The sequence below is a fragment of the Streptomyces sp. NPDC060049 genome (assembly GCF_042736715.1).
In the GTDB taxonomy this organism is placed as follows: Bacteria; Actinomycetota; Actinomycetes; order Streptomycetales; family Streptomycetaceae; genus Streptomyces.
This window is the reverse complement of sequence record NZ_JBHWVV010000012.1, coordinates 43,151-64,964: the sequence shown is the minus strand read 5'-3', so window position 1 is coordinate 64,964 and position 21,814 is coordinate 43,151. Positions and strand designations below refer to the sequence as shown.

The window sequence follows — 21,814 nt, the reverse complement described above, 5'->3', positions numbered from 1 at the left end:
AGGCCAAGGTGATCCGCGCACTGGCCGAACATGCTGCGGGTCGCCGGTTCCCCGGTCACCAACCAGGTCCGCGCCTACGACCAGCCGCGGGCGTGAGAGCGCCCGTCGACGCATCCGCCTCGCCCAGCAGTAGCCCGGACGTGTTCTCGTGCCCCCCACGACACCGGGCCGGGATCAGGCGGTGACACGGCAACCCTCGGCCCCTACCGATGCTCCTACCTCCTCAAAGGCTGACGTCCCCCTGACGAACCCCAGGGGAGCGCAACCCGGCGGGGCCTCGGCAATGATGTGGGCCCTGGACCGGGTCGAGGAGCTTGCCGACCTGGACATGCGCGCTCTGGATGTATCGGCGATACCGCCGCGGCGCCTCGCGGAGCTGTCGCGTACGGCGTGGACGGGCTCGGTCGTGGCGCCCGTGGTCAGGAACCTGCCCGGTCCTCGCCGTCGCGCTGATCGTCGCGCTGATCGTCGAGGTGGGCAGTCAGGTCCGGCCAGTGCTCGGACCACCGCACCAGATCGCCTGCGGTCAATGACCATCGCGAACGCAGGGCTTCGTCCGGCAGGAAGCGCACGCAGGTCCCCGTGGTCCCGTCGGCTTCGACGGGCTGCAGATCGGTCACCGGGACGCCGTGCTCATAGCGCTGGCTCCAGGATCCGTTGCGACGGCGGTTGGTATGAATCAACCACTCGCCGAGCGCTGCGACGACGGACATGCCGCGACGCCGGTGTCCGTCCGGAAGCCGCTCCGCCTCCGGAAGGTCGAAGAATCGAAGATCCTTCGTGGCCATGACCGGCTTCTTCACCACGTGGCCGTTCTCGTCGACCCGAGTGTCGGTGCCCCGGCCGTCATCCTTCACCGACACCGAGCCATCGGCATGCAGCGTGACCACACACCGTCCGCCGCCCCGGCTCGCTGCCTCGTCAGCGGCGTAAGCAACGATCTCGAGAACAAGGTGTTCGGGTCCGCCCGGTGCGAACTCCGCGGATCCCTGGCGTATCCGATCGAGATGGTCCGCGTCCACGGTGCCGGACCAATCGTGCGTGGTGTTGACCCAAGAAGTTCTTGATCCATCCATCCGGCAAGTATCCGTCGGGTTCTCGTTCAGGCTGCCGCAACGAACAGGCCTTGGCCCGGACGGCCGGACAGGGGGATGACCCCGGGGTACGACTCGGACGATGCTGCGAAACCGGCGGTCGCCCGCGTTCCGGCAGACCGAAGCCACTGAGCACCGAAGGCACTCAGCGCAGCACGGCCGACAGAAGGTTCGTGCCCAGCGCCGTCATCGCGGACACGTCGAGGGTGTAGTGGACGTAGCGACCGCGCCGCCGGGCCGTGAGCAGCCCGGCGTGGCGCAGGACGGCAAGGTGGCGCGATACCTCCGGGGGTGAAAGTTCCCAGGCGTGGGCCAGCTCGCCGGGGGTGTGCGGGCCGCGGGCCAAGGTACGCAGCAGCCGCAGCCGTACCGGATGGGCGAGCGCCTCCAGCCGAAGCGTGACGGTTTCCAGCGACACCGGCTCTGCCGTACCCGGCTCGGCCACGGGGTACTGCACCACAGGCTGCCACCCGGGCGCGTGGACCACCACCAGGTGCGGGCGGCCGAAGACGCTGGGGATGAAGGTGACCCCGGTGCCGTGGGCGGCGGTCGCCTTGTCCTGCAGTTTGTCCACGACGATGCAGTCGCCGTCCGACGCCAGGGTGACCGCGCCGGAGACCGAGGCGAGTGCCGCCCCGATGCCCATGCGCTTCAGCAGGTCGTTCTTCAGACGCAGGTCGGTGGCCAGTCGAACGGCGACGCCCGTCCAGGCGGCGTCGAAGAAGGCATCGGCGCACTGTTCCAGGGTGCGGCGCACCCGTGCCCGCACGGCGGCCGGATCTGCGAGCAGCCTTTCCGCGAAGGCCTCTTGCAGCGGGCCGCGGGCCTGGGCCAGGTCCAGGGCCCGCTCGCGCGCAGTCGCGTCGGCGAGCGGCGACGGCGCAGCGAAGCGGACCCGGTTGCTGCCGCAGGTGGTAACGAGCGCGGAACTCACATACGTTTCGTCATCGATCCGGTCCACGTCGTCCAACTCCTCGGCGAGGGTCGGCCGAGGCCGGGCGGGGACCAGGAAATCGGCTCGTGAGGAACGCCAGAGGAACTCCGCCTCCCGCAACCGCTCGGCCAGCTCCGGCCGCAGCCCCGCCCAGACGTCCCCGGCCCAGCCGGCGAGTCGCGGATGGTGCCCGGGTTCGGCCAGCACGTGCAGCATCGCGCTCAGCTCGGCCAGCGGGGAGGCGGCGAACCGCAATCGCTCGGACGGCAGGCCGCTGATGTCGATCCTCAACGTCACCCCCTCATCATCACCGACCGGATGGCCGACGACGGCGTCGGTTGACGATGTCCGTCAACCGACGCGGCCGGCCCGGCGGTTGAACGCACCGTTGGCGCCATGCCAACCACCACCAAAATCCGGCCGCGCGCCCTCGTCCGTGCCTCCGGAGGCCCCCGCTATGCCGTCGCCCTGACCGTGGACGCGCTCGGCACCGGCCTGCTCCGGCCCTTTCTGCTGCTCTACGGGGTGACCGTACTGAGGTTGTCCGCGCCCGCCACCGGCATCGCCATGACGGTCGGCGTCGTTGTCGGTCTGGTGTGCATGCCCGCGGTCGGCCAATGGCTGGACCGGGGCGCACGCAGCACGGTCGTGGCGGCGTCGATGCTGGTGCGGGTGCTGGGCGTGGCGCTGCTGCTGGCCACCCCGGCGGGACACGTCTGGCTGTTCGCGACGGCGGCGCTCTTCCTCGGCATCGGCAACCAGGCATGGCCGGCCGCCCACGCGGCTCTCGTGGCCACGGTCGCCCACGGCCGGGAACGCGACACCGCTCTCGCGGCAGGCCGCGCCCTGCGCAACGGCGGCATGGGCGCGGGCGCGCTCCTCGCCACCGCGTGCCTGGCGGGCGGCACCAGCGCATTGCAGGCGCTGGCAGCCGTCACCGGGCTCGCCTATCTCACTGCGGCGGCCTTGGCGTGGTCGGTCCACCTGCGGGCCCATCCGGCCGCTAGCCCGGCCAAGGACGGGAACGACGGGCCGCCACCCCGGATGCGCGCGCTGCTCGCCGCCAACGTGGTCTACGCCTTCTGCCTCAACGTCCCCGAAATCGCGCTCCCCCTGGTCCTGGTGACTGAGTTGCACGCATCCCCGGTGTGGTCGGCAGCCGTCTTCGTGGCCAACACGGTGCTGGTGGTCACCCTGCAGGTTCCGGTCACCGTCGTGATGTCCCGCTTCTCCCGGCGGACCGTGCTGGCTCTCGCCGGCGTGGTACTCACCGCGTCCTACCTCGGCTTCCTGGTGGCCACCTCCCTGGGACACGGCTGGGGCGCCCCGGCCGTCGCCACGGTGTCCGTGGTCTGCACCCTCGGCGAGATCATCTATGCCGGCAGCGCCACCGCGCTCGTCACCGCCCTCGCCCCGGCCCGTGTCCTGGGACGCACCCTCGCGCGCTTCCAGCTCTCCACGGGCTTCGGCCTCGCCGTGTCCCCGGCAGTCATCACCGCTCTCGCACCCCACGGCCCGGCCGCCCTCTGGGGCAGCCTCGCCGCCGCGACGCTCCTCTCCGCCTCCGCCGTCGCCGCCGAGAAGGATCAAGACGCGGCTCAGCGGTTGATGCCGCCGGGCGGGAGCAGGCTCGTGAGCTCCGCAATCGCCTCCGGCGACGGTTCGAAGTAGCGGCGGACGTTCTCCGAGCCGCACGGACGTCCGGTCATCCTCGTACCGTGATGCGATCACACCCTTGACCTCAATCACGCTTGAGGTATGACGATGGTCCACATGACCACGGATTCCACGTCCCACGCGGCAGACATCGAAGCCATCAGCCGGCTCGTCGCCACCGTCGAGCACTCCCAGCGGAACAAGGACCCCGAGGAGTTCCTGGGCCTCTTTCACCCGGACGCGATCTGGACGACGGCCCACGGCAAGGTCCTCATCGGCCTTGACGCGATCTCGGAGTTCACCCGCAAGGTCCTCCCCGCGGCGAACTGGGACGGCGAGGTCACCTACGAGGTGGCCCACGTGCTCTTCATCCGCCCCGACGTCGCGGCGGTCAAGGTCCGTCAGCGATACCTGGCCCCGGGCGAGGAGAGCGAAGGCGCCCCCCTGTACGTGATCTCCAAGCAGACCGACGGACGTTGGCTGCTGACCGCCTGCCAGAACACGGGTGTCGTCGCCGACTAGCTTGCCCGCCCCGGCCAGGGCCCGCGCGCCTTCCGGGGCCGGACGCCGCCGAGGACGAAGAGGATTGACGGCCGGCACACCCGACCGGCCCGGCAACACTTGCGCCGCGCGGGGGCCTGGCACCCGACCTGTTGTGACGCCTTCGCGGCAGGCGTCACGACACGTCGGGTGCACTCTCCCGGGCCGGATCCTTGGATGCCGGGTGTTCTGGACCGCCGGCCGGGGCGGCGGCACGCAGCGCCGCTTCGACCTGGCGGTTGCTGGTCATGGATGCCGTGACGGCCGTCATCGTCAGGAGGAGGCCGGCCGCGGCGTAGAGCGGGGTGCGGATGTCGTAGGTCGTGGCCAGCCAGCCGCCGAGGAAGGCGCCGAACGGGGCGGCGCACATGGCGAGCATGCGGGAGGTGGAGGCGACCCGGCCCATGAGGTGGGCGGGGACGATCGCCTGCCGCAGGGAGGGCGCGAGCACCATCGTGGCGCCCATGCCGGCCCCGCAGACGGCGAGCGCCACCCCGGCCACGTACGGATTCCGGGCGGTGGCGAGCCCCAGGATGGCAAGTCCCTCGACCGCGGCCGTGCAGGTCAGGGCGGTGCCGGTGCCGAGTCGTCGACCGAGGAAGGAGGCGATGCCCGCGCCGAGCAGACCGCCGGTGGCCTCCGCCGTGAGGAGCAGGCCGAAGCCGAAGGTGTCGATGCCGAGACGGTCGTGCGCGAAGAGGGCGAGTACGGTCTCCACGGCGAGGAAGGCAACGTTACCCACCGCAGGACGCAGCGCGAGCCCGAGCAGCAACCGGTCCCGGAAGACGTACGAGGCGCCGGCCCGCGCCTGCCGCAGCAGCGACTCACGGACCTGCGGTACGGGCCGGGGCGCGGCGGGCAGCGACCGTACGAGCAGTGCGGAGAGCGCGAACGACACCGCGTCGGCGAGCAGCGGAACCGCCCGCCCGAGCGCGAGCAGGGCACTGCCCAAGGGCGGCCCCGCGAAGCCGGACGCGGCGGTCTGGGTGCCGCGCAGGCGGGTGTTGGCGCGCTCCAGGAGTGCGGGGTCGCGGCCGAGCAGATCCGGCAGATAGGCCGTGGCGGCCGTGTCGAAGAAGAGTCCGCCGAGGCCGAGCAGGAACGCGACGACCGCGAGCAGTGGAATGCTCAGCACGTCGAGCGCGGCCGCGGCCGCCGGTATCGCGAGCAGCACCGCACGCGCCGCGTCCACGACCCACATCGTGCGCCGACGGTCCCAGCGGTCCACCAGTGCACCGCCGAGCACCCCGAAGAGCAGCCACGGCAGCGTTCCGGCGGCCGTGACGACGGCGAGCGCCATCGGATCCCGCGTCAACGTCAACGCGAGCAGCGGCAGCGCGGCATGCGACACCCCGTCACCGAGCGAGGACACCGTCTGCGCAGTCCACAGCCGTCCGAACCCGGTCGGCAACTTCCGAACGTCTGAGGTCACTTGGCGTCCCCTTGGGCCTGCTCGCGCGGTGTCGGGTGGAACAGTGCGAAGACGAGGGACGCGTCCGGCAGCGACGGATCGGACAGCTCCCGGTACTCGTCCGCCAGTGCCTGCAGCCGCGCCCCCAGCTCCGCGAACTGCTCCTCGGTGAGGCGCAGATGCGCCATCCGTACGTGCCGCCCATCCACGGGCGACGCCTCCAGGTCCGCCACCGCATGCCGCATCAGCACATCCGGCCCTCCCTCACCCGGATCCGGCAGCGCGATCGCCCGCGCGGCCATCGCGTAGTACCGCTCGGTGACACCGCGCACCTTCCGTGTCCGTACCACCTTCACCAGGCCGGCCCGCTCCAGCAGCCGTACGTGGTAGCTGGAACTCCCCTTCGCAAGGCCCACCCGCTCGGCGATCTGCGTGATCGTCGCGGGCTCGAAGCGGAGCACGGCCATGATCCGGTGGCGCGTGAGATTGGAGACGGCGCGCAGCTGCTCGTCAGTGGTGACGTGGAACGTCTCGGGAAGGTCATCGGTAGGCATGCGATCAATGGTCAACGAGTCTTGACCATTGAGCAAGGGGTTTACGTGTGGACTCAGGGCGTGTCGTCGCGGTGGGTGTCCGGGCGTCCGTGAAGGCATGGCCGGGCGCTCGCGCCGGTGTGCGCGGTGCTGGCACTGGAAGCCCGGCGCCCGCAAGACTTTCTGACCTGGGACTCCATGTGGGCGATGACGCCGCGGCGCTCGCCGGAGGAGGCCTCCGACGTGATCCTTCGCCTGGGCGCGGCGGCGATCCTCGCCACGGCGCTGGTCGTCGCGGCGTACGCCACCGCGCACCGGTTGATTAGGCGGCCGCGTACGGGCCCTGGGCGGCCTTGACGGTCTGCAGGGCCGTCAGCTTGCGTACGAAGACGATCGCGAGGACGGCTGCCGCGAGCGACAGCAGGCCGTACACGACGGAGGCGTCGGCGGAGGAGGCGAGCTCCTGCGCGTCGGTGGCGTCGCCGTACAGGGAGCCGTAGACACGGTCGGCGATCAGCGATGCGACCCACAGCAGCCACCACGACGTGAGGGGGGCGGTGGAGACGCGTCGGAAGGACCCGTCGGGACCGAGCTGCAGGCTGGCGGCCCAGATCTCCTTCGCCATGGCGTAGGGGAGGAAGAAGTTGCCGAGGGGGATGAACCAGGCGCCGATGGCCCAGCCACTGGAGCGGGTGACCGCACCCGGGTTGAAGATCTCGGCGTTGCCGTGGACGCGGTGGAACCACGGGATGAACGCCGCCGCGCTGGCGAGCAGGAGCGGAAGCGACACCACGGCGACGAGGCCCATCAGGGCGTCCGGCGGGGTGAGGCTGTCCGTGCCTCCCGCATCCGGATACGTACCGTCGCGCAGGACCGAGCCGACGTACAGGCCGGTTCCCGTCACGATCAAGGCGTACAGGGCGGAGATCGCGAGCAGCACCGTCGCGGCCGTCGCGAAACCCCGCGGCGAGCGCAGGACCCGGAGGGGCTGCGGGGCGAATCCCGGCAGCGGCTGGTGGGGGACCGTTTGCTGGGCGTACGCGGGGCCGCCGGGGTGCGGCGGCGTCGGCGGGGCGGGGTCGACGGGCGGCGGTGAGCCGGGCGTGCTGAAGGACATGAGTGTTACCCCCCACGGGAACATGCGAATCTGAAAGGGGCCCGCAGATGTGCGGGCACCGTCGAAGGTATGTCAGACCGTTGTGCCAAGCGCAAGGTGTTTTGGCAGGTCAGACCGGGTTCCCCAGGGGCTCGTGCGGGCGAATGGCTGATCTTGTCGCCCTTGAGCTGTGTTTGTGCACCGCCGCCTACGAGCCCTACCTCGCCCACGCACTGACAATTGTGGCAGCGCTTACCGGGCTGGAGGGCGACTTTTCGGGGCTCTACAGGTCACAGGGGGGCATTGGAGCTCTACCACGTCACGCCTGCCCGAACTGTGACGCCGAGTCCGAACAGGACCACCGAGGCCCTGGGAACGGTGCCCGACGCAGCTGACGTAGCCCTCCGAGTCGGCTCCCGCCATGACAGAGGAGTGCGCGCGTTCCGTGTCACCGGGTTCACAGCAGTCGTTGGTCCAGCGTCAGCGTTGCCAGGCCGGCCGGGCCGTGGACGTGCAGGACCGGGCCCGTCGGGCCGGTGCCGACGGCCAAGGCGTGGACCGGGGCTCCGGTGAGCAGGGTGTGCCGGAGTTCCCCGGTCGACGGGTCCCAGATGCGTACGCCGCTCGGGTTCCCCGAGGCGAGCAGGGTGCGGCCGTCGTCCAGGGGGATCGCAGCCAGGGCCGATGTGTCGGGGGTGTGCCAGTGGGCGGCTGGCGAGCCGTCGGCGGGGTCCCAGAGTTGGATGTCGGTGGAGGTCGCGGAGGCCAACAGCATCCGCCCTTGCGACGGGAAGACGCACGGGCGCAGGAAGAGCACACCACCCCTGCGGTCTTGGGACCTCAAGGTGGTGACGATGCTTTCGGAGACCAGGTCGACCAGGACGATCCCGCGCCTGCCCACCACAGCGATCAGAGTGGTGGTGCCGTCCTGTGCGGGAACCGGCGCCATTGACTCCGGGGAGCTGATGCCCGGGCGGAGGAAGGCGGAGGAAGAAGGAAGAGGCGCTCTCCGTCCCGCTGACCGGATCCCACACCACGGAACGGATGACCCGCTCCGCCTCCACCCAGACGACCATCGGCAAGCCGTCCGGCGTCGTGGTGAGGCACGTCCGCAAGTAGGGTCGCGGGCGATGGTGTCACCGAGCTGCGCCAGCGTCACGGCGGGGTTCAGGGCAGCCACCGCATCCGGCGTGAGAGGCCGCAGCTGGTACACGTCGATGCCCGCGTCCAGGTCCACCGGGGTGCCGTAGTACCTCTGGGCCCATGCCTGGTACTTCTCAGGCGTCCCCTCGACCAGGCGGCGAAAAAGCCAGTCGGATCCGTCCGGAACGGAACGGCCGCCGTCGAATTCGACCGCTCCCGTCCACCACTGCTCGTCAGCGGTCTCCCGCCACAGGCAGATGGTGATGTGCGGGGTGCCCTCCAGCCGGAAGGCCGGATCCTCGACGCAGGACCGGAACACCTCCGGGACCGTGTCGACCACACCGGGCCACGGCGTCCCGTCGCCCGCGTACGGGCTCATCGGGGACGTGTGGTCGAACCCTCGGATGTACGCTCCGGCCGCCGAGAAGACGACGGAGTACGCGTCTCCCCCGCCATTGTCCATCGAGGCCAGCTCCTGCGTCGCGGATCAGTGGGCGTCGAACCGGTGGTGGCGCAGGTACGGTGCGCCGGGCTGGAGTACCGCGTCGAGCATCGCCATCGACCGGCACAGGTTTCACAGGGAGGCGATGTCCGGCAGCCGGCGAGCGAGATCACGAGCGTTCATCGGGCCATCCCATCACGCGGCGAGAGAACGGCGGACGGAGCCCCGGTGCTTCCGGCAGTCGGCTACCGACGGCTTCGTCCTGCCTGACCGGGCCCATCATCAGGCGGCGGTGCGAAGTGCGCAATCTGCCACGAGCCGCTGCCCTCGGGCTCGGCACCGCGGTGCGGTGCGGTGCGGTGCGGTTCTGGCGCTCAGCCCCCGTCGGCCTGGTGGGCGGCTGACGGAGCGTCGGCTGCGGTGCGGTGTGCTCAGTCTGTGAGGAAGGCGCCCTCGCGGCAGGCGCGGCAGACGAAGACGTAGCCCAGCTGGCCGCCGAGGTTCATCGCGGTCTGCGTGGAGATCCCTTCCTCCAGATGCGCCGCGAATTCCGTCGTGCCGGCGCAGGAGGGGCATGCGGGCAGTCGGTCGTCCTCGAGGTAGGAGGGACTGCCTCCGAGCGATCCGAGCACTTTGCGTTGCTTCCCGAATCGTTCTTCGGGTTCCCGCTTCCATCCCGAGCGGGCAAGGTCGTATGCGTCAGGCGCGGGTTCGTCGTGGTCGCCGTTCTCTTCGGGGTCGAGCGGCACCACGTGCGTGCGGATGGCCGAAGTGGCGGGCAGGAGCGTCACGCCCGTCTCGGGCACGGCTACCGGCTGCAGTTCCTCCCGGGGGAACAGGTAGACGCGGTTCGCGCCGGCAGTCGCGTCCCAGAATTCACATGCGCCGGGGTCGTTCTGGCACACGAATACCGACAGGACGCCGTCCTCGACGGGGAGATGGGCGAAGAACTGCAGCGGCCCTCCGCAGTAGGAGCTGCACATGGGCCAGGCGAATCCTGCGGGAGCCAGCGGCACGCCCCCGGTACGCGGGACGTCGGAGTCGGCCGGTGCGGTGCCGTCGTAGATCATCAGAGTTGTCTGCATGGCGAGAGGCTACGGGCGGCCCATGACATGGGAGCCTGCATGCCGTCCACTCCAGTGGTTGCGCTAGACGCTCAAGTGGCTGTTCGTAGACGCCGGTCCAGGGCAGGGGCACGGGTCTTTGCGCACCACTCGCGCGTTGTCGACGTACAGGAGCAGCGCGCCGTCCTCCGGGCATTTCAGACCGACCGAGATCCCCCGCAGCGTCGTACCGTCCACCGTCGTGCTGTCCACGCCGAAGGACAGCGCGACTGCGGCCTGGAACACGTCGTGGCCCGCGGGGCAGCGGGGCAGGTCCGACGGCTCGAAGCCGGGGCCCGGAGAGGCGGGGGGCAGCGGGGCCTCGGACGGTTCGAGCGTCCACGGGTACGCCGGCGGGTACACGTCCCCGTCCGCAATGCCGACCGGAAAGCAGCAGCCCACGCAGAAGCACTCGCCCTTGGCGACTTCGAGCCCGCCGCTCTCGGGACCGCATATCTCGCACTCGACGGCCAGCGTCTCGACCCGTCCGCCCGGTTCCAGGCGCGTGGCACTGCGCACCAGGCGCAGCACGTCGTCGTGGCCCGCCGACGGTTTCCCCGCCGACCCGTACGCCGTCCACCCGGCTTCCTGATCCATAGCCTGATCCTCGCACGCGGTCACACGGGCGGTCGGATCACTTCGTTCCCGGGCCGCTCCGGATCGTGGCCATGGCCGATGCCAGACGGCTGATGCCCTGCTGTGCCTCGCGGATGCCCCGGTATCGCCCCGGACCCCGACTGCCCGACCGCGCGCCTTCACCGAACTCTCGCGACCTGTCCCCGCGGCCAGTGCACCGGTTCCCGACCGGCGGCATTCAGCGGCTCGCCGGCCCGGCATCGAGTGGGCCCCCTGATTGCCCGCCAACGGACACCCCGATGACTGCCCCGCAATCACTCGGGCCGACGGTCCGGCCCGGGGCGACCGGATGTGTCCGATGAGCCTGGGCCGTCCGTTCAGGTGGCCGCGCCGGGGATGCGGTCGATGACACCGGCAAGGTCGAGGCCGGTGGGGAGGGTGCCGAAGGCCAGGCCGCGGTCGCCGGCGAGCCGCGAGGCGCAGAAGGCGTCCGCCACCGCGGTGGGTGCGTACCGGACCAGCAGGGAGCCCTGGAGCACCAGTGCCATGCGCTCGACCAGCCGGCGGGCGCGCAGTTCGATGTCCGCAGTGGGCACCAGCTGGTCGCGCAAGTCCCGCCAGGCGGCGTCGAGGCGGGCGTCGGCGCCCGCGGCGGTTTCGATCTCGGCGCGGAAGGCCTCGAAGGAATCGGGTTCGCGGGTCAGGGCGCGCAGCACGTCGAGGGTGCTGACGTTGCCGGAGCCCTCCCATATGCCGTTGAGCGGCGCATCGCGGTAGAGCCTGGGCATGCCGGATGCCTCGTCGTAGCCGTTGCCGCCGAGGCACTCGATCGCCTCCGCGACCATCGCGGGCTGCCGCTTGGTGACCCAGTACTTGCCGGCTGCCGTGGCGAGCCGCAGGAAGGCCCGCTCCTGGTCGTCGCCGCGCTGTGCGCGGTCGGCCGCACCGGCGACGCGTAGTGCCAGGGTGGTCGCCGCCTCCGACTCGACGGCCAGGTCGGCGAGGACGTTGCGCATCAGGGGCTGGTCGATCAGGGTCGCGCCGAAGGCCGCGCGGTGCCGGGCATGGTGGGCGGCGTGGGTCAGCGCGGTGCGCATCCCCGCCGCCGAGCCGAGGATGCAGTCCAGCCGGGTCATGGTCACCATCTCGATGATGGTTCGCACTCCGCGGCCTTCGGTGCCGACCAGCCAGGCGACGGTGTCGTCGAACTCGGGCTCGCTGCTGGCGTTGCTGCGGTTGCCGAGTTTGTCCTTGAGCCGCTGGATGCGGAAGGTGTTGCGGCTGCCGTTGGGGAGCACCCTCGGCACCAGGAAGCAGGAGAGTCCGCCGGGGGCCTGGGCGAGCACCAGGAAGAGGTCGTTCATCGGGGCGCTGGTGAACCACTTGTGGCCGCGCAGTCGCCAGGTTCCGTCGGGCTGCTTGGTTGCGGTGGTGGTGTTCGCGCGGACGTCCGAGCCGCCCTGCTTCTCCGTCATGCTCATCCCCGCCAGCAGGCCGCGCTTGCCGGCTGGAGCCCGCAGGCCGGGGTCGTAGACCAGGCTGGTCAGCAGCGGCTCGTATACCTCGGCGAGTTCCGGGGCGGAGCGCAGTGCGGGGATCACGGCGTAGGTCATCGACACCGGGCAGGTGTGTCCGGTGTCGGTGAAGCTCCACACCATGAACCCCGCGGCGCGTGCTACATGGGCGCCCTGCTTGTCCTCGGCCCACGGCGCGCCGCCGAGGCCCTCGCGGATCGCGACGTCCAGTAGGGCGTGGTAGGAGGGGTGGAAGTCGACCTCGTCGATCCGGTTGCCGTAGCGGTCGTGAGTGCGCAGCACCGGCTCGTAACGGTTGGCTTCCTCGCCCCAGCGCTGTGCCTGCTCGCTGCCGGCCAGGCGTCCCAGACGGTGCAGGTCCTCCACGTACCACTCGGCGCCCTCGCGGCATACGCCCTCGAGCAGGACCGGGTCGTCGGCCACGTCGTGGCCGACCAGAGGAGGGACCTGGTTGAACACCTCATGCGTACGCGCGGTGGGGTTGCTGCGCAGCGTGAGGTCGGCGGCAGTTGCAGTCATCGCGTGCACTCCACGGGTCGAGGGGTTGCCGAGGCGGGGCGGGCGCCCGCGCAGCGCAGGGACATAGCGGTCAGTTCGGTGACCAGGTGGTCTGCGGCGTCTTCGTCGGGTACGGACAGCGGGTCGACCAGGACTTCGCCGATCGCGCCGGTCAGGGCTGCGGCGGTGATCTGCGGGTCCTGGTCGGGCAACAGCCCGGCATCGACGCCTTCGCGGATCACCTCGGCGAACAGCTCGCGGTAGCGGCGCCGGAACTCCAATCGCTCGGCGCCGACCGCCGGCTCGGCCGGGGCAGCCAGCAGGGCTTGGGCCAGGCCACGCGCCTCCAGGGCGCGCCGCGCGAAGACGCCGACCCCCAGGGCCAGCCGCTCCACCGGGTTGCCGTCGCCCTGCCGGAGCACCTCGCCGAGCACTTCCACCTCCCGGGCCGAGGCGCGGCGGAAGACCTCGATGGCCAGTGCCGCTTTGGAGGGGAAGTGCTGGTACACCGAACCGGCCGACATCCCGGCTGCGGCGGCGACCGCGGTGATCGAGGCGCCGGCCCAGCCCACATCGGCCACCACGCAGGTGGCCCGTTCCACCAGGCGTTCCCTGGCGGTGGCCAGGCGGTCCTGCTCGGCAGGTGTCTTGCGGTATGCCATACATGAAGTGAACCACCGTTCAGAGCTTCACGCCAAGCCGCCAGGCCATGTCGTACACGGCGATTTCCAAGCTTCCGAGAGGCCGTTCCTCTCCCGACCCAGCTTTCCTTCGGGTGTTCCAGCAGGTGAGGTGTGCAACGGCGGCTCATTCATCGAGGATGTGCCGAACCCGCCGGGACGCCGATCTTGTCGTGGGCGAAGAACAGCAGGCCTGGATGACGGTTGCCTGGCTGTGCAGCCTCCCGTACCGTACTGCCCGCAACGCAGCATTGGTCTAGACAAGAGGTGATCCGTGGACTCGGCTCCTGAACTCCCCATCCGCTGGGGCATCCTGGCCACCGGGGGTATCGCCGCGGCGTTCACCGACGATCTTCACCGAACCCCGGGCGCGGTGGTCGCGGCCGTCGCCTCACGCGACGCAGGGACAGCACGCGCGTTCGGCGCCCGGCACGGGATCCCGCGAGCTCACGGATCGTGGCAGGGTCTGGCCGACGATCCGGACGTGGACGTGGTGTACGTTGCCACGCCGCACGCCCACCACCATCCGGCCGTCAAGATGCTGCTGGACGCCAGGCGGCCCGTCCTCTGCGAGAAGCCCTTCACCGTGAACAGCGTGCAGGCGCGGGAACTGATCACCCTCGCCCGCGAGCGCGGCACGTTCTTGATGGAGGCCATGTGGATGCTCCTGAACCCCGCCCTGCGCAAGGCAGCCGACCTCCTCGCCGACGGTGCGATCGGCGAGGTCCGCTCCCTCCACGCCGAACTCGGCTGGCGTGCCGAAGTCGACCAAAACCACCGGCTCCGCGACGTTACCGCCGGCGGCGGCGCCCTGCTCGACGCAGGTGCCTACCCTGTCGCGCTGGCGCACTTCCTGCTCGGCAGCCCGGACCGCATCCACGCGCAGGCCCACCTGACGCCGGAAGGCGTGGACGAGCACACGAGCATCCTGCTCGGCCACCCCGGCGGGGCCACCGCATCGCTGACCTGTTCCTTCGCCGCCACCTTGAGCCAGGCCGCCGTCGTCTACGGCACACGTGGACGCATCGATATCCCAGCGAACCTGTTCAACCCGCCAGGGATCGTCCTCCATCGTGAGGGACTCGACCCGATGCACTTTCCCGCCCCGGCCGTCATCGGCCACGGCTACGTGCCGGAGGCCGCCGAGGTGATGCGCTGCCTGCGAGCCGGGCAGACCGAGTCACCCTTGGTGCCCCTGGACGGCACCCTCGCGGTTCTCCGTACGCTGGACGCCGTCAGGCAACAGATCGGCCTGCGATACCCGCACGACGATCACGACTGATCTCCCCGATTGCCTGCGTGGCTGCGTGGCTGCCTGGCTGCCTGGCTGCCTGGCTGCCCAGACAGTCGCCGACCACCGCGGCGGTGGCGTACGGCACCCGGCGAGGACGGGCAGGAACCGAACGGTCCCGCCGGGTGCCCCTGCGGGAGTCGACCCGAGACCGCACGACGGTACGGGCTCGACTGCCGGAGGACACGCAGCCGGCCGGGGCCCACGCGGAGACGTGCCAATGGCCTCGAACAACTGGCCAACCCATCAAAGAGACACGCGCCAACCGTCCGCAGCGCCAGGGACCGACTGTCAGTGGCGTCGGTTCTTCGTAGGCCCGCTAAGGCCGGTGATGGGCAGGGTTGGGCCCGGACGGATGTTCGTGACGGGCAGGCCGTGCTCGGCGCGCAGGCGCTCGGCAACAAGCGAGCGTTGGCATGCCCGCGGATCGCGCTCGACGCAGAAGAGGGCGGTCACCGAGCCGCTCGGAAGCTCGGCCACGAGCGCGCCGAGGTCGAACGGGTCGAGGTCGAACGGGTCGAGGATCTCACGGGTGTAGCGCTCGGCGTACTCGGGCGCCGGCGCGACGCGGTTGCGTTTGCCACGCCCTGACGCATCGTCATCGCGGGACAACCACGATCGCGTTGCCGACCTTGCGTTCGGTGGGTGCGGTCGCCTGCCAGCTGTCCATAGGGCGGTTGTAGAGGGTCTCCCGTTGATCAGGAGGGTGGTATCGCCCCCGGAGCCGAGGCTCAGCGTCACTTGCAGCCCAGCGGGCGCTGTCCCTGCCGGCACCCGGCCGCCTCGCACGAGCCCGCTACCCGGTTTTGGTCTGAACCGAGTCCTGGTGGGTCAGCGGGCGAGGGAGACGGCGAAGGGCTTCAAGCCGTGTCGGCGCAGGATGTGGGGCACGACCAGGATCATGGCCTCGGTGGCGCGGGCTGTGGTGATGTCGCCGAGATCCTCGATCCGTTCGGGCTGCCAGCCCAGGTCGCCGAGCAGGCCGGTGACGGTCTTCTTCGCGTGTTCGTCATCTCCCGAGAGATAGGCGGTCGGTGGGATGGCCAGGGTTTCGGGAGCGGTCATGACCATGAAGAGCATGGTGTTGAGGGTCTTGACCACATGGGTGTCGGGGAGCGCGGACTGGAGCTTCTCGGCGAGGCTGCTGCCGGGATAGCACAGGTCGCCGGGCAGGCCGTCACCAGCGTCGCGGGTGGCGTTGGAGACGTCGACGAGGATCTTGCCGGCTAGTTCGGCGCGCAGGTCGGTGAGGCGTGCCAGCGTACTGTGGCCGGGCGTCGCGTTGATCACGATGTCCGAGGTGCGGGCAGTAGTGCGCTGGTCTGCGAAGGCCACCGGCGGGGCGAGCCCAATGGTGCGGGCGGCGGCGCCTTCTGCGCTCCGGCCGCCGAGGGTGACATGGTGTCCGGCTGCGGAGAGCTTGCCGGCGAGGTTGGTGCCGACGCGGCCGGCGCCCAGGATGCCGATGCTGGTCATGCGGTGATGCTCCTTGCGGTATCGGGGTGGGGAAGCGCGGAGACTTCCGGTCAGTCGGTCGGTGAGAGGACCTTGAGGGCGGCGCCGTGGACGCCGGGGGCGGCGGCCAGGAAGTCGCGGCTTCCGGTGTTCCAGGGGTCGCCCGCCAGGTCGGTGACGGCGCCGCCGGCCTCGGAGACCAGCAGGGCGCCGGCGACCAGGCCCGAGCGGACGTCGGAGAACTGCCAGAAGGCGTCCATGCGTCCGGCGGCGACGTGGATGAGCTGCATCGTGGCGGGAACGGACACGCGCACAACCAGCCCGTTGATGAGCATGGCGGTGACGGAGTCACCGATCCGCCGGAAGGTGCGCTCGCCCTCACCGGGCTTGGCCTGGCCGGTGCCGATGAGCGCGGCGCCCAGGTCGGTCTTGGCGGACACCTTCAGGGGCCGGTCGTTGAGGCGGGCACCGCCGCCGGCCACTGCGGTGTAGGTGTCGCCGGTCAGCGGCAGGTGGACGACGGTGAGTACCGGCTGGTTGTCGCGGACCAGGGTGGCGGTCACGGCCCAGTCGTCCATGCCGTGGACGTGGTTGATGTTGCCCTCGGCGGGGTCGACGACCCACCACTCCCCCGGCGGGAGCGCGCCGCCGGCCAGCTCGTCCTCGGCCCACCGCGCCCCTCGCCGGGCCCGCAACAGGGGTTCCCGCAGCACGTCCAGCACCGCGTCGTCGTTGGCGTGGATCTCGCCCACGACCTCGTCCAGACTCACGCCCCGGGCGTGCGGGGTGTGGCGGGCGCGCAGCGTGACGCCGGCGGTCTCCACCGCAGTTGTCACGTCGGAGAGGAGCGTCGTACCGGCGTCGAAAGGCATGGTTGTGCTCATGGTGGGCTCCCTGGGATCGGTCGAGGCGGGGCGGTCGAGGCGGGGCGGTCGAAGCGGGGCGGTCGAAGCGGGGCGGTCGAAGCGGGGCGGTCGAAGCGGGGCGGTTGCCTCGCCCCCGCACTTCGAAGGTAGGCCGCTTGGTCATTAACAACAAGTGCATGCTTGTCACTTGTAGAGTTACTGCCATGCAATTGGATCTGAACTTGCTCACGGCCCTGGACGCCCTCCTGGAAGAGGGCAGCGTCGCCGGCGCGGCAGCACGCCTCCACGTCACCGCACCGGCGATGAGCCGCTCCCTGGGCCGCATCCGCAAGGCCACCGGTGACCAGATCCTGGTCCGCACCGGCCGCAGCATGGTCCCCACCACCCGCGCGCTGGCCATGCGCGCCCAGGTCCACGCTCTGGTGCAGCAGGCCCACCAACTTCTGTCCGCGCAGCAGGAACTCGACCTGGCGGCTCTGGACCGGGTGTTCACCGTGCGCTGGCACGACACCCTGACCGCCGCATGCGGCACCGCGTTGACCACGGCAGTCCACCATCAGGCCCCCGGCGTCCGGCTGCGCCTGTCCGCCGAACCCGGGACAGACGACGCCGAGCTGCGCCGGGGTGAGGTCGACCTCGAATCAAGCTCCAGCGCTCCGACCCTCCCCGACATCCGCCACCGCCTCGTCGGCAGAGACCGGCTGGTTGTTGCCGTCCGCGCGGGCCACCCGCTCACCGCAGGCCCGCTGAGCCTCGAGCGTTACGCCGCCGCCGAACACCTCACCGTTTCGCGGCGCGGAAGCCTCCGCGACCCGATCGACGACGCTCTGACCACACGCGGCCTCGAACGACGCGTCGTCGCCGCCGGGCCCACCGCCGCCTTCGCGCTGAGACTCGCCCTCGACACCGACCTGGTCGTCACCCTCCCCGACGCGGTCACCCGCACGGCCCGGGAGCAACTGGGCCTGGCCACACTGCCGCCGCCGATCCCGCTGCCCGACGTACCCCTGTACCTGCTGTGGCACCAGCGCTACGACAACGACCGCGCTCACACCTGGCTGCGAGAGCTGGCCACCGAAACCGTCCAGGCACTATTCACACCGCCGACCGCCTCTTGAAGAGGATCCAGCCGCTTGCCTCGGGCCATGAGGACCAGCTTCGTCCGTCGGCACAGGGGGCGGAAGTGCTCTCCGCGGGCTTCCCGGTGGGCCTACGGTGAGGCCATGCTTCACGACATCACGCGCTTACATCACGTCGGCCACGTCGTCAGCGACATGGCACAGGCCATAGCGCTCTACCGGCGGCTCGGCTTTCAGGTTCCGCCGCCCAGCGTGCCGGCGCTGGCACCCCGTGAGGGTGCCGCGCCAGAGCCCTTCGGGGCAGCGAACACCCACGCCGACCTCTCCCGGAGCTTCGTCGAGTTGGTGACCCCGGTGGAGTCCGGGAACATGGCGGGCCTGCCACCTGACGCGCGGATCGTTGCGCTCCAGGCACCTCCGGAGAAGCTCTTCCTGGTCCTGTCGCGGATCGAGGCGACCAGCGCCCAGCTGGCCGGATGGCGTGATCGCTTCGAAGGACTCCACATCCTGATGTTCTCCTCGCCGGACATCGACGGCACGGGAACCCGGCTCACCGCTGCCGGCGTCGACCACGGAGGGGTGAACACCGTCGGCCGACCGGTCGAGACCCCCAACGGCGTGCGCACGGAACCCGTCCGCTACCTGGAGATCGACGGTGCGCCGGAAGGCCGGGTCGGCGTCGTTGCCGACTTGGACCCGGAATATCAGGACACCCGTCACCTCGACCACCCCAACGGCGCCCAGGACCTCGTCGAGGCGGTGCTGTGCGTACCTGACGGACAACTCCCCCTGGTGGGCCAGCGGTACGAGCAGTATCTGGGCCGGCCGATCTCCGCAGAGGGGCCGGTTACCCTCGTGGCCGAGGCCGACCTCCCGGATCTGCTGCCGGGTGAGGCTGCGCCCGCGCTCCCGGCGCTTGTCGCCTACACGGTCGCCGTCCCTGACATTGCCCGGGTGCGTACGCTGCTTGCAGAGAACGGACTGCCCGTACGCGAGACGGCCCGAGGGGAGATCTTCGTTCCGGCCGAAGCGGCCCTCGGTGCAGCTCTGATCTTCCGGGAGATCCGAGAGGGGGCATAGGGGCACTGCATTACCGCATTTCCGATGGCGCGGCTCGTTGGCAGGTGTCAGAGGTTCGCGGTCACCCTTCCGGGACCGGTGCGCAAAGCACAGTGCCTTCGCACACCGGTCGGCCAGGCTCTGCAGCGTTGGATAGTCGGATGACCACCATCTCGACGCGAGTGTGCGCGGGTGATCCTCGCTCAGCGGCGGCCGGTGGCGAGGACGACGAGGAACTGGCCGCCGCCCGCCTCGATGGCGGCGGTCACCGGCAGCCCCGGTACCAGTCGGGAGAACCGGTCCACCAGCCAATCCGCCGCCTCTTGTGCGTCCTTCCTGGTCGGACAACGGCCCACGATCTCGCGGCCCCCCTTGCGCTCCAGCCTGTCGGCAACGGCGATCAGCGGCGCGGGTTCGACTACGTACAGCCGCTCCGGCCAGGCGATGACCACCTTGACCGCGCCCTTGCGGGTGTTGCACCCGCGGTGTGCGAGCCGCTCGGCGACCTTGGCCTTCCGGTCGGCGGTCCGGCTGTCGACACTGGGCCCACGCGGGTCGTTCACCGACTCGTCGGGGTCGACCGGTTCGTCACACACCCAGCACTGCCAGCCGTCGCGCTCGGCCACATCATCAAGGAGACTCATCCGAGCAAACTAGCCTGCCCGGCCGCCACCCGCGCACCAGGGGCCCCGGCAAGGTCTCAACCCCGGCCAAGAGCGCTGCACCGTCTCGGCCTCACCGTAAGCCCGAGCACGAAGGCGGTCATCCTCTCCTCGGCTACCGCGCGGGAAGGATGGGTCGGCGCCGGCAACGGACATGCCCACGGCAGATGACCAGTCAGCCGAGACCAGCCGACGAGGGGCCGGATGGGCCACGGCTCGGCGGGCCGCGGCCGCGTCGCCGTCGGCAGCGGTACGGCTCCTGCCATCGTGGGCCCCCGCGCTCCGTCTTCCCCGGGAGGTACCTCCGTGTCCCCACGCCCGTATGGCCACGCCGGCCGGATCCGCCCGTCACTGCGCCTGGCTGCCACCACCGCCGTGTGCGGCGCCGTGCTCGCCGCCTCCGTGCAGCCCGCCCAGGCCGGCGCGGACCGCAATTCGCCGCCCCGGGCCTCTCTGCGCCAAGAGCTGCGGGAGCTGGTGGAGAGGCCCGACGGCCCTCCCGGAGTCATCGCCGTGCTGCGTAACGGCGACCGTACGGAGACCTACCGGGCAGGTGTGGCCGATGTGGAGAGCGGCCGGCTGCCGAAGGCGACCGACCACATGCGGATCGCCAGTGTCGCCAAGGCCTTCAGCGGAGCGGTGGCCCTGGGACTCGTCGACCGGGGACGGCTGCACCTGGACGACACGATCGGCGAGGTGCTGCCCGGTCAGCCTGCTGCCTGGCACAGGGTGACGCTGCGCCAACTGCTCAATCACACCAGTGGGTTGCCCGACTATTCCGCCTCGCAGGGGTTCATCGACATCGTCTCCGAGGACCCCCGCCACCACTTCGATTCCCGGGGCCTGCTGGAGTTCGTCGCCGACGAGGAGCTCGAATTCCGGCCGGGCAGCCGCTACCAGTACTCCAACTCCGACAACATCGCCGTGGCCCTCATGGCCGAGGCCGCCACCGGACGCCGGTACGAGACGCTGTTGCGCGAGCTCGTCTACGAGCCGTTGGGCATGGAAGCCACGAGCCTGCCGCAGGGTTACCGGCTGCCCGTGCCCTTCCTCCACGGCTACCAGATCGATCCGCAGGCCGGGCCCGTCGACGTCAGTGAGGCCGTGAGCGCCTCGGGGGCCTGGGCAGCGGGGGGCATCGTCTCGACGCCGAAGGACCTGACCGCGTTCATCCGGGGCTACGCGGGCGGCGCGCTCGTCTCGGACCGCACCCGACGGCAGCAGTTCAGGTTCATCCCCGGCGCTCTGTCCCAGCCTCCCGGACCCGGTCGCACCGAAGCCGGCCTGGCGATCTACCGCTACACCACGCGCTGCGGGGCGGTGTACGGCCACACCGGCAATACGCCCGGCTACACGCAGTTTGCGGCGGCCACGGCGGACGGCCGGCGCTCGCTGACCTTCTCGATCACCACGCAGACGGCCCTCAACAGCAACCCCGACCTGTTGGCACAGGTCCGGGAGGTCGAGGAGGACTTCGTCTGCGCCCTGCTGCGCGGGTGACCCAGGCGGTCGTGGAGACCGCCGAGGCCGTACGCGCCGTCAGCCGCGATTCCCAGCGGGTGCGAGGTTCACACCGATGGGGGAAGCTGGGAACGCCGTAGTGCCGGCGGGGGCAGAGTGGCGAGGAGGGTCCTTCGTGAACGTTTCAGCAACCGGCCGTCCCGTACGCACGTCCCGCCGGTGCCGGGTGCGCATGGCCACCCTGCTGTGCACGGCGGCGGCCATGACGGCCGCCGTGATCCCGGCCTCCGCGCACCCCGGTGGTACGTCATCGGCCCGGATCGTGGATCCTCTGGATCCGGTCGTGGTCGTCGACTGTTTCTCCCAGGCGCAGATGCGCCCCGAGGAGTACCTCCTGGCCTGCGGTGACGGTAACAACCGCCTCGTCGGACTCCGGTGGGACACCTGGGGGGCGAAGAGCGCGACGGCCACCGGCACCGACATGGTGAACGACTGCCGCCCCTACTGCGCGGCCGGCCGTTTCCGCGCCTACCCGGTCACGGTGACCTTGGGCAATCCGCAGGCCTGGCCCGAGCACCCCGACGTCCGGCGCTTCACGACGATCAGGATCCTCTACACCGACACCGCACCGGAGCCGGTCCCCAAGGACGTGACCTACAAGCTCGTGTACTGACGGAAGGACGCACCCACCAAGGACGCG

21 protein-coding genes are annotated in these 21,814 nt (G+C 70.7%); 7 read left to right on the top strand and 14 right to left on the bottom strand.

The genetic code is table 11. From position 1 onward, the window contains the following. Positions 1 to 419: 419 nt before the first annotated feature. Positions 420 to 1,022: an ATP-binding protein gene (locus ACFWBY_RS22850; protein WP_385333934.1), complete on the bottom strand. Its 603-nt coding sequence runs from the start codon at positions 1,020 to 1,022 to the stop codon at positions 420 to 422. 217 nt (positions 1,023 to 1,239) lie between these two features. Beyond that, positions 1,240 to 2,325, bottom strand: coding sequence for a DUF5937 family protein (locus ACFWBY_RS22845; protein ID WP_385333936.1), 1,086 nt, complete (start codon positions 2,323 to 2,325; stop codon positions 1,240 to 1,242). Between the two features lie 99 nt (positions 2,326 to 2,424). Between ACFWBY_RS22845 and ACFWBY_RS22840 the strand changes: the two genes are divergently transcribed. Next, the gene (locus tag ACFWBY_RS22840; RefSeq protein WP_385333939.1) at positions 2,425 to 3,699 is read left to right on the top strand and encodes an MFS transporter; all 1,275 of its coding nucleotides are present in this window, start codon (positions 2,425 to 2,427) and stop codon (positions 3,697 to 3,699) included. A 93-nt stretch (positions 3,700 to 3,792) separates the two neighbouring features. After that, positions 3,793 to 4,206 (top strand): SgcJ/EcaC family oxidoreductase, encoded by a 414-nt coding sequence (locus ACFWBY_RS22835; protein ID WP_385334100.1) that lies wholly within the window; start codon positions 3,793 to 3,795, stop codon positions 4,204 to 4,206. 154 nt (positions 4,207 to 4,360) lie between these two features. Here the strand turns inward: ACFWBY_RS22835 and ACFWBY_RS22830 are convergent, their stop codons facing one another. From ACFWBY_RS22830 to ACFWBY_RS22795, 8 genes are all read right to left on the bottom strand, one after another. Then, a complete protein-coding gene (locus tag ACFWBY_RS22830; RefSeq protein WP_385333941.1) occupies positions 4,361 to 5,656 on the bottom strand; it encodes an MFS transporter in 1,296 nt (431 codons plus the stop codon). Further along, positions 5,653 to 6,189: an ArsR/SmtB family transcription factor gene (locus ACFWBY_RS22825; RefSeq protein WP_385333943.1), complete on the bottom strand. Its 537-nt coding sequence runs from the start codon at positions 6,187 to 6,189 to the stop codon at positions 5,653 to 5,655. Before ACFWBY_RS22825 ends, ACFWBY_RS22830 begins: the two co-directional genes overlap by 4 nt. A gap of 301 nt (positions 6,190 to 6,490) precedes the next feature. Beyond that, the gene (locus ACFWBY_RS22820) at positions 6,491 to 7,285 is read right to left on the bottom strand and encodes a DUF4328 domain-containing protein (RefSeq protein WP_385333946.1); all 795 of its coding nucleotides are present in this window, start codon (positions 7,283 to 7,285) and stop codon (positions 6,491 to 6,493) included. Positions 7,286 to 7,721: 436 nt separating this feature from the next. Further along, complete coding sequence (locus ACFWBY_RS22815) at positions 7,722 to 8,870, bottom strand: WD40 repeat domain-containing protein (RefSeq protein WP_385333949.1); 1,149 nt, start codon at positions 8,868 to 8,870, stop codon at positions 7,722 to 7,724. Positions 8,871 to 9,280: 410 nt separating this feature from the next. Next, on the bottom strand, positions 9,281 to 9,934 hold the full coding sequence (locus ACFWBY_RS22810; protein WP_385333952.1) for a hypothetical protein: 654 nt from the start codon (positions 9,932 to 9,934) through the stop codon (positions 9,281 to 9,283). Between the two features lie 63 nt (positions 9,935 to 9,997). Then, positions 9,998 to 10,549 carry a hypothetical protein gene (locus ACFWBY_RS22805; RefSeq protein ID WP_385333955.1) on the bottom strand — a complete coding sequence of 184 codons (552 nt, stop codon included), beginning with the start codon at positions 10,547 to 10,549 and terminating at the stop codon, positions 9,998 to 10,000. Positions 10,550 to 10,905: 356 nt separating this feature from the next. Further along, on the bottom strand, positions 10,906 to 12,582 hold the full coding sequence (locus ACFWBY_RS22800; RefSeq protein ID WP_385333958.1) for an acyl-CoA dehydrogenase family protein: 1,677 nt from the start codon (positions 12,580 to 12,582) through the stop codon (positions 10,906 to 10,908). Beyond that, the gene (locus tag ACFWBY_RS22795) at positions 12,579 to 13,223 is read right to left on the bottom strand and encodes a TetR family transcriptional regulator (protein WP_385333961.1); all 645 of its coding nucleotides are present in this window, start codon (positions 13,221 to 13,223) and stop codon (positions 12,579 to 12,581) included. The genes ACFWBY_RS22800 and ACFWBY_RS22795 overlap by 4 nt, the downstream gene beginning before the upstream one ends. 292 nt (positions 13,224 to 13,515) lie before the next feature. Here ACFWBY_RS22795 and ACFWBY_RS22790 point away from each other — a divergent pair, with 292 nt between their 5' ends. Then, complete coding sequence (locus tag ACFWBY_RS22790) at positions 13,516 to 14,523, top strand: Gfo/Idh/MocA family protein (protein WP_385333963.1); 1,008 nt, start codon at positions 13,516 to 13,518, stop codon at positions 14,521 to 14,523. 300 nt (positions 14,524 to 14,823) lie between these two features. On the opposite strand, the gene ACFWBY_RS22785 is transcribed toward ACFWBY_RS22790, so the two are convergent. From ACFWBY_RS22785 to ACFWBY_RS22775, 3 genes are all read right to left on the bottom strand, one after another. Then, positions 14,824 to 15,144 carry a hypothetical protein gene (locus tag ACFWBY_RS22785; protein WP_385333966.1) on the bottom strand — a complete coding sequence of 107 codons (321 nt, stop codon included), beginning with the start codon at positions 15,142 to 15,144 and terminating at the stop codon, positions 14,824 to 14,826. Positions 15,145 to 15,363: 219 nt separating this feature from the next. Continuing rightward, positions 15,364 to 16,008 (bottom strand): NADPH-dependent F420 reductase, encoded by a 645-nt coding sequence (locus tag ACFWBY_RS22780; protein WP_385333969.1) that lies wholly within the window; start codon positions 16,006 to 16,008, stop codon positions 15,364 to 15,366. 50 nt (positions 16,009 to 16,058) lie between these two features. After that, a complete protein-coding gene (locus ACFWBY_RS22775; RefSeq protein ID WP_385333972.1) occupies positions 16,059 to 16,871 on the bottom strand; it encodes an inositol monophosphatase family protein in 813 nt (270 codons plus the stop codon). 185 nt (positions 16,872 to 17,056) lie between these two features. On the opposite strand from ACFWBY_RS22775, the gene ACFWBY_RS22770 reads away from it, so the two are divergent. Both ACFWBY_RS22770 and ACFWBY_RS22765 read left to right on the top strand, forming a co-directional pair. Continuing rightward, positions 17,057 to 17,971: a LysR family transcriptional regulator gene (locus ACFWBY_RS22770; protein ID WP_385333974.1), complete on the top strand. Its 915-nt coding sequence runs from the start codon at positions 17,057 to 17,059 to the stop codon at positions 17,969 to 17,971. Between the two features lie 27 nt (positions 17,972 to 17,998). Continuing rightward, positions 17,999 to 19,012 carry a VOC family protein gene (locus tag ACFWBY_RS22765; RefSeq protein WP_385409692.1) on the top strand — a complete coding sequence of 338 codons (1,014 nt, stop codon included), beginning with the start codon at positions 17,999 to 18,001 and terminating at the stop codon, positions 19,010 to 19,012. 182 nt (positions 19,013 to 19,194) lie between these two features. Here the strand turns inward: ACFWBY_RS22765 and ACFWBY_RS22760 are convergent, their stop codons facing one another. Beyond that, positions 19,195 to 19,635, bottom strand: coding sequence for a hypothetical protein (locus ACFWBY_RS22760; protein ID WP_385333980.1), 441 nt, complete (start codon positions 19,633 to 19,635; stop codon positions 19,195 to 19,197). 324 nt (positions 19,636 to 19,959) lie between these two features. Between ACFWBY_RS22760 and ACFWBY_RS22755 the strand changes: the two genes are divergently transcribed. Both ACFWBY_RS22755 and ACFWBY_RS22750 read left to right on the top strand, forming a co-directional pair. Next, positions 19,960 to 21,153, top strand: a complete 1,194-nt coding sequence (locus ACFWBY_RS22755) for a serine hydrolase domain-containing protein (protein WP_385333982.1) — start codon at positions 19,960 to 19,962, stop codon at positions 21,151 to 21,153. A gap of 136 nt (positions 21,154 to 21,289) precedes the next feature. Continuing rightward, on the top strand, positions 21,290 to 21,787 hold the full coding sequence (locus ACFWBY_RS22750; protein ID WP_385333985.1) for a hypothetical protein: 498 nt from the start codon (positions 21,290 to 21,292) through the stop codon (positions 21,785 to 21,787). Positions 21,788 to 21,814 lie beyond the last annotated feature (27 nt).

Bases quoted from the DNA above. Each gene is read 5' to 3' on its own strand.
- ACFWBY_RS22820 (WP_385333946.1), bottom strand. From the start codon at position 7,285: ATGTCCTTCAGCACGCCCGGCTCACCGCCGCCCGTCGACCCCGCCCCG.
- ACFWBY_RS22835 (WP_385334100.1), top strand. From the start codon at position 3,793: ATGGTCCACATGACCACGGATTCCACGTCCCACGCGGCAGACATCGAA.
- ACFWBY_RS22810 (WP_385333952.1), bottom strand. From the start codon at position 9,934: ATGCAGACAACTCTGATGATCTACGACGGCACCGCACCGGCCGACTCC.
- ACFWBY_RS22825 (WP_385333943.1), bottom strand. From the start codon at position 6,189: ATGCCTACCGATGACCTTCCCGAGACGTTCCACGTCACCACTGACGAG.
- ACFWBY_RS22815 (WP_385333949.1), bottom strand. From the start codon at position 8,870: ATGGACAATGGCGGGGGAGACGCGTACTCCGTCGTCTTCTCGGCGGCC.
- ACFWBY_RS22780 (WP_385333969.1), bottom strand. From the start codon at position 16,008: ATGACCAGCATCGGCATCCTGGGCGCCGGCCGCGTCGGCACCAACCTC.
- ACFWBY_RS22775 (WP_385333972.1), bottom strand. From the start codon at position 16,871: ATGAGCACAACCATGCCTTTCGACGCCGGTACGACGCTCCTCTCCGAC.
- ACFWBY_RS22795 (WP_385333961.1), bottom strand. From the start codon at position 13,223: ATGGCATACCGCAAGACACCTGCCGAGCAGGACCGCCTGGCCACCGCC.
- ACFWBY_RS22770 (WP_385333974.1), top strand. From the start codon at position 17,057: ATGCAATTGGATCTGAACTTGCTCACGGCCCTGGACGCCCTCCTGGAA.
- ACFWBY_RS22800 (WP_385333958.1), bottom strand. From the start codon at position 12,582: ATGACTGCAACTGCCGCCGACCTCACGCTGCGCAGCAACCCCACCGCG.
- ACFWBY_RS22840 (WP_385333939.1), top strand. From the start codon at position 2,425: ATGCCAACCACCACCAAAATCCGGCCGCGCGCCCTCGTCCGTGCCTCC.
- ACFWBY_RS22765 (WP_385409692.1), top strand. From the start codon at position 17,999: ATGAGGACCAGCTTCGTCCGTCGGCACAGGGGGCGGAAGTGCTCTCCG.
- ACFWBY_RS22805 (WP_385333955.1), bottom strand. From the start codon at position 10,549: ATGGATCAGGAAGCCGGGTGGACGGCGTACGGGTCGGCGGGGAAACCG.
- ACFWBY_RS22760 (WP_385333980.1), bottom strand. From the start codon at position 19,635: ATGAGTCTCCTTGATGATGTGGCCGAGCGCGACGGCTGGCAGTGCTGG.